This window comes from Dokdonia ponticola, assembly GCF_042653865.1.
In the GTDB taxonomy this organism is placed as follows: Bacteria; Bacteroidota; Bacteroidia; order Flavobacteriales; family Flavobacteriaceae; genus Dokdonia; species Dokdonia ponticola.
Map to the genome: position 1 here is coordinate 66,389 of NZ_JBHSFV010000013.1, position 14,097 is coordinate 80,485.

At 36.8% G+C, this 14,097-nt stretch carries 11 protein-coding genes; 5 read left to right on the forward strand and 6 right to left on the reverse strand.

Annotated features, from left to right (window positions below; translation table 11 throughout):
- The first annotated feature begins 130 nt into the window (after nt 1-130).
- Nucleotides 131-1,093 carry a methylenetetrahydrofolate reductase [NAD(P)H] gene (gene metF / locus ACFO3O_RS18530; protein WP_379981607.1) on the forward strand — a complete coding sequence of 321 codons (963 nt, stop codon included), beginning with the start codon at nt 131-133 and terminating at the stop codon, nt 1,091-1,093.
- Between the two features lie 4 nt (nt 1,094-1,097).
- Here metF and ACFO3O_RS18535 read toward each other — a convergent pair whose 3' ends face one another.
- Both ACFO3O_RS18535 and ACFO3O_RS18540 read right to left on the reverse strand, forming a co-directional pair.
- Nucleotides 1,098-2,138, reverse strand: a complete 1,041-nt coding sequence (locus ACFO3O_RS18535; protein WP_379981609.1) for an LIC11966 family surface protein — start codon at nt 2,136-2,138, stop codon at nt 1,098-1,100.
- A gap of 10 nt (nt 2,139-2,148) precedes the next feature.
- Nucleotides 2,149-4,188, reverse strand: a complete 2,040-nt coding sequence (locus ACFO3O_RS18540; protein ID WP_379981611.1) for a carboxy terminal-processing peptidase — start codon at nt 4,186-4,188, stop codon at nt 2,149-2,151.
- A 211-nt stretch (nt 4,189-4,399) separates the two neighbouring features.
- Here ACFO3O_RS18540 and ACFO3O_RS18545 point away from each other — a divergent pair, with 211 nt between their 5' ends.
- Nucleotides 4,400-6,016, forward strand: a complete 1,617-nt coding sequence (locus ACFO3O_RS18545; RefSeq protein ID WP_379981613.1) for a class I SAM-dependent methyltransferase — start codon at nt 4,400-4,402, stop codon at nt 6,014-6,016.
- A 59-nt stretch (nt 6,017-6,075) separates the two neighbouring features.
- Here ACFO3O_RS18545 and pruA read toward each other — a convergent pair whose 3' ends face one another.
- Complete coding sequence (pruA, locus tag ACFO3O_RS18550) at nt 6,076-7,704, reverse strand: L-glutamate gamma-semialdehyde dehydrogenase (protein WP_379981615.1); 1,629 nt, start codon at nt 7,702-7,704, stop codon at nt 6,076-6,078.
- A 222-nt stretch (nt 7,705-7,926) separates the two neighbouring features.
- Here pruA and ACFO3O_RS18555 point away from each other — a divergent pair, with 222 nt between their 5' ends.
- Together ACFO3O_RS18555 and ACFO3O_RS18560 are read left to right on the forward strand one after the other, a co-directional pair.
- The gene (locus ACFO3O_RS18555) at nt 7,927-8,643 is read left to right on the forward strand and encodes an NRDE family protein (protein WP_379981617.1); all 717 of its coding nucleotides are present in this window, start codon (nt 7,927-7,929) and stop codon (nt 8,641-8,643) included.
- Complete coding sequence (locus ACFO3O_RS18560) at nt 8,640-9,650, forward strand: DUF6695 family protein (RefSeq protein ID WP_379981619.1); 1,011 nt, start codon at nt 8,640-8,642, stop codon at nt 9,648-9,650. Before ACFO3O_RS18555 ends, ACFO3O_RS18560 begins: the two co-directional genes overlap by 4 nt.
- Here the strand turns inward: ACFO3O_RS18560 and apaG are convergent.
- Genes apaG through ACFO3O_RS18575 form a run of 3 tightly spaced genes read right to left on the reverse strand, consistent with a single transcriptional unit; the run spans nt 9,619 to nt 12,452 of the window.
- A complete protein-coding gene (apaG, locus tag ACFO3O_RS18565; protein ID WP_379981621.1) occupies nt 9,619-10,005 on the reverse strand; it encodes a Co2+/Mg2+ efflux protein ApaG in 387 nt (128 codons plus the stop codon). The two genes, ACFO3O_RS18560 and apaG, sit on opposite strands and share 32 nt — an antisense overlap.
- A 6-nt stretch (nt 10,006-10,011) precedes the next feature.
- A complete protein-coding gene (locus ACFO3O_RS18570) occupies nt 10,012-11,169 on the reverse strand; it encodes a DUF3667 domain-containing protein (protein ID WP_379981623.1) in 1,158 nt (385 codons plus the stop codon).
- Nucleotides 11,170-11,192: 23 nt separating this feature from the next.
- On the reverse strand, nt 11,193-12,452 hold the full coding sequence (locus tag ACFO3O_RS18575; RefSeq protein WP_379981625.1) for a type IX secretion system plug protein: 1,260 nt from the start codon (nt 12,450-12,452) through the stop codon (nt 11,193-11,195).
- A gap of 298 nt (nt 12,453-12,750) precedes the next feature.
- Here ACFO3O_RS18575 and ACFO3O_RS18580 point away from each other — a divergent pair, with 298 nt between their 5' ends.
- Nucleotides 12,751-14,097: a Na(+)-translocating NADH-quinone reductase subunit A gene (locus ACFO3O_RS18580; protein ID WP_379981627.1), complete on the forward strand. Its 1,347-nt coding sequence runs from the start codon at nt 12,751-12,753 to the stop codon at nt 14,095-14,097.

The following is a 14,097-nucleotide window of genomic DNA, read 5'->3' on the forward strand; positions in this document are numbered from 1 at the left end:
TGATCATCAAGAGTGTCACACTGAGCTTGTCGAAGTGTACTAATGAATATAATACTATAAATACATGTTTTTGCTGTTAGCATGAGCAGTAAGATTTCCGCCTTTGCGGAAATGAAAATGAAATCATTTTATGAAAGTAAGAGACCATATAAGCAAGGCAATTGAAGCTAAAAAAACAGAATTCACGTTTGAAATTCTACCTCCTCTTAAAGGGCAGAATATCAACACTATATTTGATAATATAGACCCGCTCATGGAATTTAACCCTCCGTTTATTGATGTGACCTATCACCGTGAGGAATATATTTACAAAGAGCGTCCAGACGGATTGCTAGAAAAGAAAGTTGTTCGTAAACGCCCAGGAACGGTTGGGATTTGTGCTGCCATACAAAATAAGTATAGTGTTGATGCTGTCCCTCATGTATTGTGCGGAGGGTTTTCAAAAGAAGATACTGAGAATTTCCTGATTGACATGGATTTCTTAGGTATAGAAAATGTGGTTGCTTTACGTGGTGATGCCGTAAAAAGTGAGACCTACTATAAACCTAATAAAAATGGAAATGTATATGCGCAAGATTTAGTAGAGCAAATAGTTGCCTTAAATAATGGTATCTACCTTGACGAGGATTTACAAAACAGTGCAAAAACAGATTTTTGTATCGGTGTTGCTGGCTATCCTGAAAAACATTTAGAAGCACCGAGTATGGAAAGTGATATCCATTTTTTAAAGAAAAAACTACAAGCAGGAGCTTGTTATGTGGTCACGCAAATGTTTTTTGATAACCAGAAGTATTTTGATTTTGTAGAGAAATGCCGGGCGGCAGGCATTACAAAACCCATTATCCCTGGTTTGAAACCGCTAGCTACAAAAAAACAACTGAATATGATTCCGCAACGTTTTAGTGTCGATGTCCCTGATGCACTTGTCATGGAAGTGGTCAATGCAAAAGATGCTGCCGCTGTGCGTCAAGTCGGAATCGAATGGTGTATCCAACAGAGTAAAGAATTAAAAGCAGCGGATGTTCCTGTACTGCATTATTACTCTATGGGAAAGAGTGATAATATTCGGCAGATTGCAGCCGCGGTATTTTAGAGATCTATATCGTGTATTTAGGCACATGTTTGTCTAGAAACTTAGCGTTTGCTTTGTCAAGTCTTTCTAGTTTTTTGTTTCGTTCTTTAAAGAGCTTGTCAATGAGTTTGTTGACGGCTTCTCTTTTGCTTTCTAATTCGTCTACCTTGGCATTATAACGATCTATTTGCTCTTTTGTACGATCTGATTCAGGTGTTTTCTCAATGGCTGCTTTGATTTTTTCGAAATCCTCGTTAATTACTAAATAGTCTAAAATTTGAGGAATGGTATTATTTGCTTCATCTAAATGAATTTGAAATACTTCTTTGGTTGCTTTTGCAATACGATCGTCTTTTTTATAAAGTGGTTTTTTATCTACCTCCTCAAGGCCTTCTTGCACCGCCATTTTAAGGGCATTTATATTTTGGCGTATCGCACTAATATCTTTTGCAGCAATAGCTTCTAAAAGATTACCTTCATTAAAATGGACTTTAAAAAAGATGAGATACAGATCGTTGTGGTAATCAAATACAGCGTTACTGATTTCCATTTTTTTCCCTAACTCTGATTTCCCATCGAAGATTTTGATATCGTGTTTTTTCGCGAAAGCGTAAAAATTCTCTTCATACTCTTTTTGAGCCTCCGCCATTTTTTGATCTGCAAGTTCTTGTGCAAGGATGTAGGCTTCCATCGCATCGTAGGATTGGTCTGCTACCGCTTGCATATCAATAATCTCAGAATACTCTTCAAGAAGTAGATTTTTATTGATTTGAAGATTATTAAGTACTTTTTCTTTATACTCAGTCTCCCCCTCAAAACCAGTTGCCTTGGTGATTTTCATGATAGCACGGTCAATTGATCGAATGAGAATATCACGTTTTTTGTCGATAGCTTTTTCATTCTTACTATGCGCCAAAGCTTGGGTATACCTCCAAGAGCTTTTTACAATAAGAACTTGTTGTCTCGAAATAAAATTCATGTAATCTAAGGCAGTTCTGAATTTTTGAGCGTCACAATGAGCCGTTAACATCAAAAAAGGGAGTATAAGAAGTATTTTTTTAAACATAGTAGTGGTGTTAATTTTTTAAATAGTCTTTGAGAATATAAGCGGCTTCTATAATATATGGGTCTGTACTCATGTTTTTTAATAATCGTTCGTTAGCCTTTTTTGCAGTAGCATCGTAGCCATTTATTTCAGTAGTGGTACGTGTATTTTCTATAGTAAGCATATTATTTTTACTAGACATATTACTAAAGCTGTCCCATAGGTCTTCTCTAGCTTTTAGATATTCTTTTATGGCTGTAAATGTGATAGGGATATGATCTTCTTCGTCAAGGGATATGGCTAGTTTTTTATTGTTTTCTATGATCGTTTTGAATATTGTGTTTGTATTAACCCTAGCGATACTATTTTGGATAAGCTGTTCCTTGGTAATTAGCGGTAATGGTCTTGCTTTTAATTTTACGACAGCAGTATCATTAGCAAGTGTAAATTTTTCTGAAGCTTCATTACTAGCAATGTCTTTATATATAGATGGAAGTGTGATATCTGGAATCACTCCTTGCGCTTGATGACTTTTTCCTGTGGCTCTGTAAAATGTTTTTGAGGTTAGTTTTACAAAATCACTTTCTTCATCTTCCTCGTTTAAAGGAATGATCCCTTGTGCCGAAGATTTGCCATAGGTTGTCGCTCCAATAATCAGGGCTCTATTGTAATCTTGCATGGCTGCCGAAAAAAACTCTGATGCGGAGGCACTATATTCATTCACTAAAATAGCTATTGGTTTTGTGAATGCAACGCCTCTATTTGAATCACGTAGCGTGGTTGTTTCTCCTGCTTGATTTTTAAGAATAGCAACAGGACCTCTGTCAATAAAAAGCCCTGAAAGATCAATAGCTTCTTTCATAGAGCCGCCTCCATTATTGCGTACGTCTATAATTAAGGCGTCAATATTTAGTTTTTGAAGCTTGTATAATTCTCTAGCCACATCATTGGCCATTCCTAATCCGTTTGGCGATTCATAATCGGTATAAAAGGAAGGAATACTTATAAAACCGATCCGTTTTTCTCCAGTAATGACAAATCCAGTGAGATTGTTTTCTTCTACTTCTATTTTGGATTTTACAAGGGTGATTTGAGCTAAAACACCATCATCTTTTCGAATGTTAAAAACGACCTCGTCTACAGAAGCGTCTTGTAATTGTCTTTGTAATTCGTTATTGGAGAAGCAAGATAAGTCTATGGTAGTGTCTTGTATAGTGACAGAAGTGATAATGTCTCCTTCGGTGATTTCCCTATTTTTAAAAGCGCTACTTCCAGGTGTAATATACGATACTTCTATAGCGCCCTCTTTATTTTTAAATGTCTGCACTCCTGTAGAGATTTGAGAGGTAGCAAGTTCCGACTCATATTCGTTTTTGTCTTGTGTGTCTAAAAAAGAAGAATGAGGGTCTTGATATTTTACGTAGGCATCCAAAATTCTATTTTCAAATTGACGCTGTACACCATTCTTGACAGTAAGAATCTCATCAAGTTGACATAAAGCACTTTCTATGGCTTGCGCTCTATAGGTTTTTTCTTCAGCTAGGAAAGTAGTTTCTTGCTGTTTTTCTTTAGGAACTTCGCTAAGATACTTGCTGAGCGTTTTATATTTTATGGTCTTACGCCAATACCTTTTTTTGCTTTCTAAACTGTTAAAGTAACGATCACTTCGATCTCGGCTAAAGTGTAAGGTGTCTTCTCCTTTGTACGTGAGTGTGGCAGAAGACAAGTCGGAAATGATATCTTTTGACTCCTGAATTCTTTTTTCAAAAGTGGTGACATACTTTTCTAGAAATGAGCAATCACTGTCCAATAAATAATTATCTAGTTGCAGTTTGTCCTTGTCAAAAACATCAAAATCAGATTTTATAAAATGCAACCCCTTGTCGTTAATCGCTTCTATGACAAGATCAAATACTGCTTCAGACATGGCATCATCTACAGCTTTTGGATTGTAATGATGGGTTGCCACTGTTTCTTGAACTAATTTCCACTGATTACAGAAGCTCTGGCTTACTGCAGAAGTACTATAGCATAAAGAGAAAGTAAAAAATAACGATGTAATAGTATTCAATAGCAGGAGATTAATTTTTTATGTAATAATAAGAAAACTAACACATTTAGAAAAATAGATGGTGTTTTTTCTTTGTACGCTTTCGCGAAAGCGTATACTGCCTTATGATTTTTTAATCGCCTTTTGAGTGGGTAATGGCTTTTTGAAAAGATATGGTATTCTCAAAATTTTCTAAAGCAGAGCTTTAGCATTTTTTACTATATTTAGAACTATGAGTATCAAAAAAAATAACACCCTATATCGATCCGATTTATTTAGGCATTTAGATGGGATTGTCACAGCGCCCGTTGCCTATGAACTCCATGTGAAAGGCATCACAGATCAATTGCTTAAAGAGGAGCGTTGTCGCCTTTCTGAGTTGACTAAGACTTATGAAGCAAATGAAGGTTATCTCAATGTAGCATTACGAGTGTTGTGCTCTCAAGGTTGGCTAACAAAAGCGATAGAAGAAGATGGAAGTGATGTTATCTTTACCATCACACCCGCTAGTGAGGTTGCTTTTGAGCTTTTTGGTTTGTATGAAGATGTGGTAAAATTACAGCGATTTTCAGCAAAGTTTCATGATCGAAAATTTGAAAAGGAGCCTTTTTTAATGCTCAAAAAGATTTTTAATGCCTTTCAAAATAACTATGGGGTTGCTATTTCTTCTGATACAAAAATAGCAACCATTCAGCAGCAAGTGTTGAAACATATTGAAGGGATTATTTTGGGACCTACGTTTGTGCATCTAGCTATGGGAGGGATGTTTCATAAGTACTTTATGCAAGCGAGCTTTAAGCCAGAGGAGTTTCATAAAGATGCGAGTCATTTTAAGGAGTTGCTTGATATTTTGTGCTATTTTGAGTTGTTTACATCTCATTCCGGCACCTATCAATTTACGGAGAAAGGGCTTTTTTATGCCAAACGCGCGAGTGCGTATGGCGTAACCGTATCTTATATTCCTACCCTGCGTATGTTGGATGAATTGATTTTCGGAAATCCAAAAGCGGCCAAACTTTTAGGTGATGAAAACAAAGAGGGGCATGTAGACCGCGCCATGAATGTATGGGGAAGTGGAGGTGCCCATGCGAGTTATTTTAAAGTAGTGGATGAGATTATTATTCATTTATTTAATAAACCCATTGAAGAGCAACCCAAAGGCATTCTCGATATGGGATGTGGGAATGGTGCTTTTTTGATTCATCTGTTTAATGTGATTGAAAAACAAACCCTTCGTGGGCGTATGTTAGATGAGCATCCGCTTATTTTGGTAGGTGCCGATTATAATGAAGCGGCTTTACGAATTACCAAAGGAAATCTCGTACAAGCTGAAATATGGGCGAAAGTCGTTTGGGGAGATATTGGAGACCCGAATCGATTGGCAAAAGACCTACAAGACGATTATGGGATTGCTTTGGGCGACCTCCTAAATGTGCGTTCTTTTCTAGATCATAATCGTATTTGGAAAGCCCCGCAGCCTAGAGAAATACCAAGAATCAGTGATTCTACAGGTGCCTATGCCTATGAAGGCGCAAGGATACCAAATCATCTCGTAGAAGATTCTTTATTAGAACATATACAGCTTTGGGCGCCGTATGTCTCTACTTTTGGTTTGTTGGTTATTGAATTGCATACCGTCCCGCCAGAAATTGCTTCAAAGTATATTGGAAAAACAGCGGTAACGGCTTATGATGCGACCCATGGTTTTTCAGATCAGTATATTTTGGAAGTCCCCGTATTTCATAAAATATTAGGAGAAGCTGGCTTATTTCCTGACAAGAGGTTAGGGCAGAAATTTCCGAATTCGGACTTAGCGTCGGTGACAGTGAATTTGTTTAGGAAAGAATGAAAAAGGCCACCTTTCGGCAGCCTTGAGTATTCTTTTATACGTTTTAGCGAAAGCGTAACCTATTCTCCTAAATACGGATATCTATAATCTACAGGCGTTACAAACGTTTCTTTAATCATACGCGGACTCACCCAACGTAATAAGTTTAACGCAGAACCTGCTTTGTCATTGGTTCCAGAAGCTCTGGCGCCTCCAAACGGTTGTTGTCCTACCACAGCGCCGGTTGGTTTATCATTGATATAAAAGTTACCTGCGGCATTTTGAAGGGCTTTGGTCGCTTCTTGTATCGCATAACGATCGGTAGAAAGAATAGCACCTGTTAAGGCATATTCACTAGTTTCATCTACGAGTTTTAACGTAGCGCTCCAATCGGCATCTTCATATACATATATCGTCATGACAGGGCCAAAAAGCTCTGTACACATGGTTTTGTATTTAGGATCTTTTGCGACAATAACGGTTGGCTCTATAAAGTAACCTTTTGATTTATCATAACCACCGCCTACAATAATTTCTGCATCCGCATCTGCTTTTGCTTGATCTATATAAGAAGCTAGTTTGTCAAAAGAACCTTCATGAATCACCGCAGTAATAAAATTACTCATATCTTCTGGCGATCCCATTTTAAAGGAGCTTACATCTTTAATGACCTGTTCTTTTACCGCTGGCCATAAACTTTCAGGGATGTACGCACGACTTGCGGCGCTGCATTTTTGTCCTTGAAACTCAAAAGCACCGCGTACAATAGCGGTCGCTACTTGATCTGCTTTGGCAGAAGGATGTGCTACGATAAAATCTTTTCCACCTGTTTCTCCAACAATGCGAGGATATGTTTTATAGTTGTGAATATTGCTTCCTATTTTTGCCCAAAGGTCTTTAAATACATGTGTTGATCCTGTAAAGTGTAATCCAGAAAAATCAGGACTTGCAAGAATAGTATCGGTAATCATCACAGGATCTCCGTGTACCACTTGAATCACACCATCAGGAACGCCAGCTTCACGAAAGATGTCTAAGATGATCTTTGCAGAAAGCATTTGACTATCTGATGGTTTCCATACCACAACATTCCCCATCATTGCGCAACTTGCAGGTAAATTAGCTGCAATGGCTGTGAAATTAAACGGGGTAATGGCATAGATAAACCCTTCTAAAGGACGATACTCTAAACGGTTCCATGCATCTGAAGTTGATTCTGGTTGCTCATTATAGATGTCTGTCATAAACTGAACATTAAAACGTAAGAAATCTATAAGTTCACAGGCAGCATCAATTTCGGCTTGTTGTACCGTTTTAGACTGTGCGATCATTGTAGCCGCATTGATACGAGCTCTGTATGGCCCCGCAATCAATTCGGCTGCTTTTAAGAAAATCCCTGCACGCTGCTCCCAAGGAAGTTCAGCCCAAGCGGTTCTTGCTTCTAAGGCACCAGCAATAGCTGTTTCTACATGTGATTTTTCAGCAAGGTGATATTCTCCCACAATATGTTTATGATCGTGTGGTGGAGACATTGTTCTTGTGTTTCCTGTACGCACTTCTTGTCCGTTGATGTACATTGGTACTTCTGTGTGCGTATTTAAAAGTGTTGTATATGCTGCTGCTACCGCTTCTCTTTCTGGAGAACCCGGAGCATATCCTTTTACAGGTTCATTGACAGCAATTGGTACTTGAAAAAATCCTTTTCCCATGGGTATTGTGTGTTTTAAATTTTAAGAAATGCGAAGGTACGAAATTGTTTACGCTTTCGCGAAAGCGAAGTTTATGCTGAGCCCGTCGAAGTGCGAAAGCGAAGTTTATGCTGAGTCCGCCGAAGTACGAAAGCAGATATGTCTTCAACCTATATCGTGTGTTGTTCTAACTATTCGTAGAATTTTTGTAAGTTGCACGCTAATTTTCTGACCAATTTTTTTATGTGTACAGTAACGTTTATTCCTAAAGGAAATTCTGATTTTATTCTTACTTCAAACCGTGATGAAGCTGTGGGTCGCACGACCTTAGCTCCTGATTTTTATACGATAGATGGAGTAAAAATGTTATTTCCAAAAGATGCAGTTGCTGGAGGATCTTGGATTGGAATCTCTGAAAAAAACAGCATGATTTGTTTGCTTAATGGGGGTTTTGAAAATCACATTCGCGTAGAAAACTATAAAATGAGTCGCGGTGTTGTGGTCAAAGAGCTTTTAAAAGCAGATGATTTGAGCGCAGCAATTGATGAATTTGATTATAAAGGAATCGAACCCTTTACCATTGTAGCGATCGATTGGAGTTCAGGATTAAAAGCAACAGAATTGGTGTGGGATGGATATAAAGCTCATATCTCACTATTACCAGATACTCCAAAAATATGGTCTTCTTCTACATTGTACAACGCATCTATGAAACAAAAACGTCAGAATTGGTTTGAAGATTTTTTAAATAAAAACAGACTCGAAGCAACTGATATGCACCGTTTTCATACCACCGCAGGCGAAGGAGATAAGAATATAGATGTTTGTATGGATCGAGGACTTTTGAAAACAGTAAGCGTAACACAAGTAGAAAAAACAGATGACGATTGTGTAATGACGTATTTTGATTTGCAAAAAGATGAAGTACATCGTACCGAATTTGATATAGTAACCGTGTGAAATACAATGGTAAAATAATTGTCTTAGCCTTTCCAGACACCTTTGTAAAAATGTCTGATGAACTGATGTGTAAAATACTACCGCTGGTAGGCTTAGGTACCCGTACCCATATTAAAGCAGGACACGCTGCACTCGTCCTAGTAGAAAATGTCACAGGCAATGCCTTCTATTACGATTTTGGACGCTATATCACACCAGAAGGATCAGGAAGAGTGCGAGGGGCAAATACTGACGCAGAATTAGAGATTCCCTTTAAAGCTGTTATCACAAATGATGGTTTAGAAAATTTAGATGAGTTTCTACTTTGGCTAGATGCCCATCCTGAAAAAACACATGGATCAGGTAGATTGGTAGCTTCTTTAAACGAGCATGTATATTTTGAAAAGGCACATGAATACATCCTTACATTACAAGAGCAAGGAAGTATTCCGTATAGAGCTTTTGGTGCTTTGGGAAGTAATTGTGCACGTTTTGTGACTGAAACTATCCTTTCTTCTACAGAAGAAAGACATATCATCAAAGCGCTTAAGCATAATAAAAAATTCACACCCAGTACGATAGGGAATGTAGAAAAAAGTGCTTCTAATAAAGTCTACCAAGTATATAATGGTGTTATTTCTGATTACAACTCGACCGCTTTACGCGAAAACCTAACTAATTATTTTGATAAAAAAGTGCCAGAATCGTACTTTCAAGATGGTAAAGACGACATAGAGATACCAGAAGGAGCACAATTTCTAAAAGGGATAGGCAGTAGTGCTTGGTTTTATTTGGAAAAAGCAACCAATAACCAAGTACTTATTACTAGATATACAGAAGATGGTATTCCTGATTGTAGGGGTGTTGCTAAAATTCCCAAAGGTTTTGATGTTGCAAAAGAATATACATTTGTATATGACAGCAATTGTGCATATTGTACTATAAAACAAGAAGAGAAAACGTATCGATTCGATTTAATTAGAAAGAAGTTAATTTCTAATTCAGAGCAAAGGGAGCACTTAGTTTGAAAGTAGGAATTTTTACTCTAAATTTTCTTGTGGTTGTAAAATTAACCATGTGGTAATACCCTTGCATAGCCCCAAATGGAGAGGTGAGTAAACAACCTGAACTATACGTGTGTTTTTCGCCAGGCTTTAGAACAGGTTTTTTTCCTATAACACCTTCACCATCTACAATTTCAGGCGTATTTAAAGAATCATAAATCTTCCAGTGACGCGCCATCAATTGGACAGAATCTTTACTCTGATTCTCAATAGTCACACGATATCCAAAGGCAAAGTGCATTTTATAGTTTTTATAAAATGTGCCTTCAAAGGTAGTTTCTACCGAAATTTTAATGCCTCTTGTGACCTGTTGTACCATCTTGTTTTAATAAAAAGCTGCTGTTAGTGCAAAGAATATCAACGCAAAAATTGATGTTGATATCATAAAAACAATATTTAAAAATACAAATTTTATTAATGTGATAACGCGATTTTGCTTATAAAAGTTTCTTAAGGCCTTATAAAAATAAAATGGACCTATTAGCGTAAGCAAGATAGCAGCTACAATATTATCATTAGAAATGAAGAAATCGGGGATTAGGGAGAGTAATAAAACAACAAATATCCAACTAAAAATATGGAAGATGAAGACAAGGTGTTCCATGTAATTTGCTCTTTTTTTAGAATAGATAAGCCAGAAAAATAAGGCGTAGAAAGGCGCAAAGAAAAACAGAAAGAAAGGAGTTTTTGATGCCATGTAATTTATAAACCGCAACGGATCTTTTTCCACACGCTCTATAGCATAGTTCTTGTCATATAGCCAAATATTTAATCGAGTTTTATCATACTTAAGACTATCAAGCGCCATCGCAGTGTTGTCTATGTCTGTAACTTCATAGAAATCCCTAAATAATTCAAACTTTTTAAAAAATTGTGATATGTTACTTAAAGTGTCCATATCAGCTTGAGCAGTATATTTATAGCCTAGAGAATCTTTTAATGTCGCATTTTCTTCTCTTTTGCGTTTGCTCTCTTTTTTGGCTTCTTGTATAGCAGTTTGTATGTCGTCATTAAATTGAGCAGGAACTCCTTTTAGGTTAGGTATAGAATCTTGAAGTGCATTGTCTATAGCTACAATAGCATCTTCGTTAACGTTCATATTTACAATAGGTGAATCAAGCTCCTCTGTGCCAAAAAAAGATAAAGCTCCCAAAATGATAAAGTAAAATATACTAGCACTTAGAAAAAATCGAAATGGGTTTGCATAGTGAAAACGTTTGCCATCTACATAATAACGTGTAATGGTTCCTGGCTTAAATAGTAAATCCTTTAAGGTATGTCTAAAACGAGAATCATAGGTAAATACACTTAATATAAACTCACTAAAAAAATCTTTAAGCGTAAGTCGTTTTGTGGTGTTTAATTGTCCACAATAGGCACAAAAACGATCGCTAAGATCCAAAGGGTGAGCGCAATTAAGGCATTCAACACCTCGGTACTTTATAGCTTTCCGGCTACTTGGTTTTATCGAAGTTTCCTCCATGCCCTAAATATATGAGTTTTCTGTTAATTTGTAATCACAGAAGAATTACTACTTCCTAATCCTAACAATTCATCAAAACGTCCTCCTGGGCGACGGTAGTATACTAATACCATATAGTCATTTTCAGTTTGCCAGTAATTACCACCGATAGCTTTTTCTCTGTTGATGGTTCCATCTTTGTTTACAAATACGTATATGTAGTTATAAAATCCTTGTTTTAAAAGCATTGGGAGTTCGTATCTATATCTTTTAGGATTGTAGACAAGCTTTGTGGATTCATTGGTCACATAATTATTAAAATTTCCATAGACATGAATCTCTTGGCCTTCTTCCACTCTTGGGTAGTCTAGGCTAAAATGAATCCAAGCATATTCGGCCTCAGACCTAGGAGTTCTTCCTTGCAGCGTTGTGATTACAAAATTTCCGTTAATATCTGGATTGAATGTATACGGTGTGTCATACCTAGCAATATTTGTGTAGAGGTAATTGTGGTATAAACTTTTTAGTTCTACATACCTGATAGCAGCAGTAGCACCTCTTATATCTCTATTTTCAAAATTAAAAAATTCATTACCTCCCCAAAAGGCAGTTTCTTGATCATATCGATACTCTAATTTATTAGCAACCGTAAACTGAGGTTCTATTCCTGTAATCGCCGTCTTTAAATTGTTATTCTGTAAAATAACAACATTTACAGTTTGCTTTGGATTAATAATGAGCTGATCTCCTCCATCAACAAAAAACCGAACCACTTGTTTGGTGTCTACATAATTAAGATCTCTAGATCTTTTAATTTGTACACCAACAAAAAACTGAGGGTTATAGATCATGAATTTTCTTGAAAATGTAAGTTTTCCATTTTCATCGTAAATGCTCATCAAATAGTTTCCTGTTTTGGTAAGAGCTTTTGTAAACTGATTAGGAATGGTTAGTTGATAATTAGAATAGAGTTGCAGTGTAGCCACAGAGTTTTCAATATCTAGAATACGCACATTATCCATACCGTTCATAAACTCTGCCTGCGCAAGTTGACTAGGTGTCCAGTCTGCATCATGATGTGTGATTTTGTAATAATAATCATGCTCATCTCCAATTATATCATCAAAACTTAATTGTAGTGGCATTCCCAATTTTATGGTGGGTAGCTCCCCAGTAAAGGTGTCACCTCTAAATTGTACTGACTTGATATTAGGAGGTTCTGGAGTTTCTACGGCTACTTGTGCTATAGAAATAGTAGAAAAAATAATAGTGCAAAAGAAAAACAATACAGCAGATGCTTTCATAAAATGATAGTTATTTGTCAAATATACTCAAAATCTATACCGAGAATAGATTGATTTTATACGCTTTCGCGAAAGCGTACCCTTAAACAAATACATTGTAAACAGTTAATTTATTGCTAATAAACGACGGTAACCATAAGATATTTTTACAATTTGTTTAGTGATCTTAATTTTTAATTATTTAGAATGATTATAAATAATATGATCCCCTTTTTACGAGTCGAAAAAACGTAGATAAATTTGTAAATTTGCACACCTTAAAATAGTAAGGTTTTCGATAACAAAAATCTACTGACATATGTCAAAAGACATTAGAATAAAAAAGGGTCTTGATATACGATTGGTGGGCGAAGCAGAAAAACGTATTTCTGAATGTCCACGATCAAGAACTGTAACGATCAGGCCTTCAGATTTTCATCTGATTACTCCTAAAATGGTTGTCAAAGAAGGTGCAAAACTAGAAGTTGGCGACGAATTATTTTTCTCAAAATCACAAGAACAGATACGATTTGTGTCTCCTGTCGCAGGAACACTTGTCGAGATTAAGCGTGGTGCACGTCGTGTCATCACAGATCTTGTTATTGAGGCAGATTATTCAGGAGGCTCCAGAGACTTTGGTAAACTAAGTGCTTCTGCATCTCCAGAAGAGATCAAAGAAAAAATGTTATCCAGTGGATTGTGGCCGTTTATAAAACAACGTCCTTATGATGTGGTTGCCAATCCAAACAAAGAGCCAAAGGCAATATTTGTGTCTGGAGTTAATACAGCACCACTTTCACCAGATTTAGATTTTGTTCTTTCTGGAAAAGAAGCTTCGTTGCAAGCCGCTCTTTCTGCATTGAACGCCCTTACCTCTGGAGGAGTGCATGTTTCTATAGGATCTAGTAATTCTGTATTTTCAGGATTGAAAGATATTGTGACACATACTGTAAAAGGACCTCACCCAGCAGGAAATGTAGGGACACTTATCAATAAAATAAACCCTGTCAATAAAGGTGAAACTGTTTGGACAGTAGCTGCTCAGGATCTTGTGATCATAGGAGAGTTGTTGCTTACAGGTCATTTTAACGCAACTCGAGTTATCTCAGTAGCGGGTTCAGGAGTACATAAGCCTTCATATTATAAAACAATCATAGGGGCAGAGGTATCTACATTTGCATACGATGCAGGAGTTGATGGCGACACTAATCGTTTTATTTCAGGAAATGTCCTTACAGGCTCTCAAATAAAACCAGATGGCGCTCTTGGATATTACGCTAATGAGTTTGTGGCGATTCCAGAAGGAGATGATTACGAATTCTTTGGTTGGAATAAGCCAGTATTTAATAAAATATCACCATCTAGAGCATTAACATTCTCTTGGATGCAACCAAATAAAAAGTATGATCTCGACACCAATACCAATGGTGAACATCGTGCTTTTGTGGTAACAGGTAATTACGAAGAAGTTTTTCCTCTAGATATTTTTCCACTACAAATCTTAAAGGCTTGTATGGTAAAAGACCTTGATGAGATGGAGGCTTTAGGAATGTATGAGGTAGCGCCAGAAGATTTTGCACTTACAGAATTTATCTGTGTGTCAAAACAGCCACACCAGCATATTATTAGAGAAGGTCTTGATTTGATGTATAATGAAATAGGATAA

Bases quoted from the DNA above. Each gene is read 5' to 3' on its own strand.
- ACFO3O_RS18545 (WP_379981613.1), top strand. From the start codon at position 4,400: ATGAGTATCAAAAAAAATAACACCCTATATCGATCCGATTTATTTAGG.
- ACFO3O_RS18570 (WP_379981623.1), bottom strand. From the start codon at position 11,169: ATGGAGGAAACTTCGATAAAACCAAGTAGCCGGAAAGCTATAAAGTAC.
- ACFO3O_RS18535 (WP_379981609.1), bottom strand. From the start codon at position 2,138: ATGTTTAAAAAAATACTTCTTATACTCCCTTTTTTGATGTTAACGGCT.
- pruA (WP_379981615.1), bottom strand. From the start codon at position 7,704: ATGGGAAAAGGATTTTTTCAAGTACCAATTGCTGTCAATGAACCTGTA.
- apaG (WP_379981621.1), bottom strand. From the start codon at position 10,005: ATGGTACAACAGGTCACAAGAGGCATTAAAATTTCGGTAGAAACTACC.
- metF (WP_379981607.1), top strand. From the start codon at position 131: ATGAAAGTAAGAGACCATATAAGCAAGGCAATTGAAGCTAAAAAAACA.
- ACFO3O_RS18575 (WP_379981625.1), bottom strand. From the start codon at position 12,452: ATGAAAGCATCTGCTGTATTGTTTTTCTTTTGCACTATTATTTTTTCT.
- ACFO3O_RS18555 (WP_379981617.1), top strand. From the start codon at position 7,927: ATGTGTACAGTAACGTTTATTCCTAAAGGAAATTCTGATTTTATTCTT.
- ACFO3O_RS18580 (WP_379981627.1), top strand. From the start codon at position 12,751: ATGTCAAAAGACATTAGAATAAAAAAGGGTCTTGATATACGATTGGTG.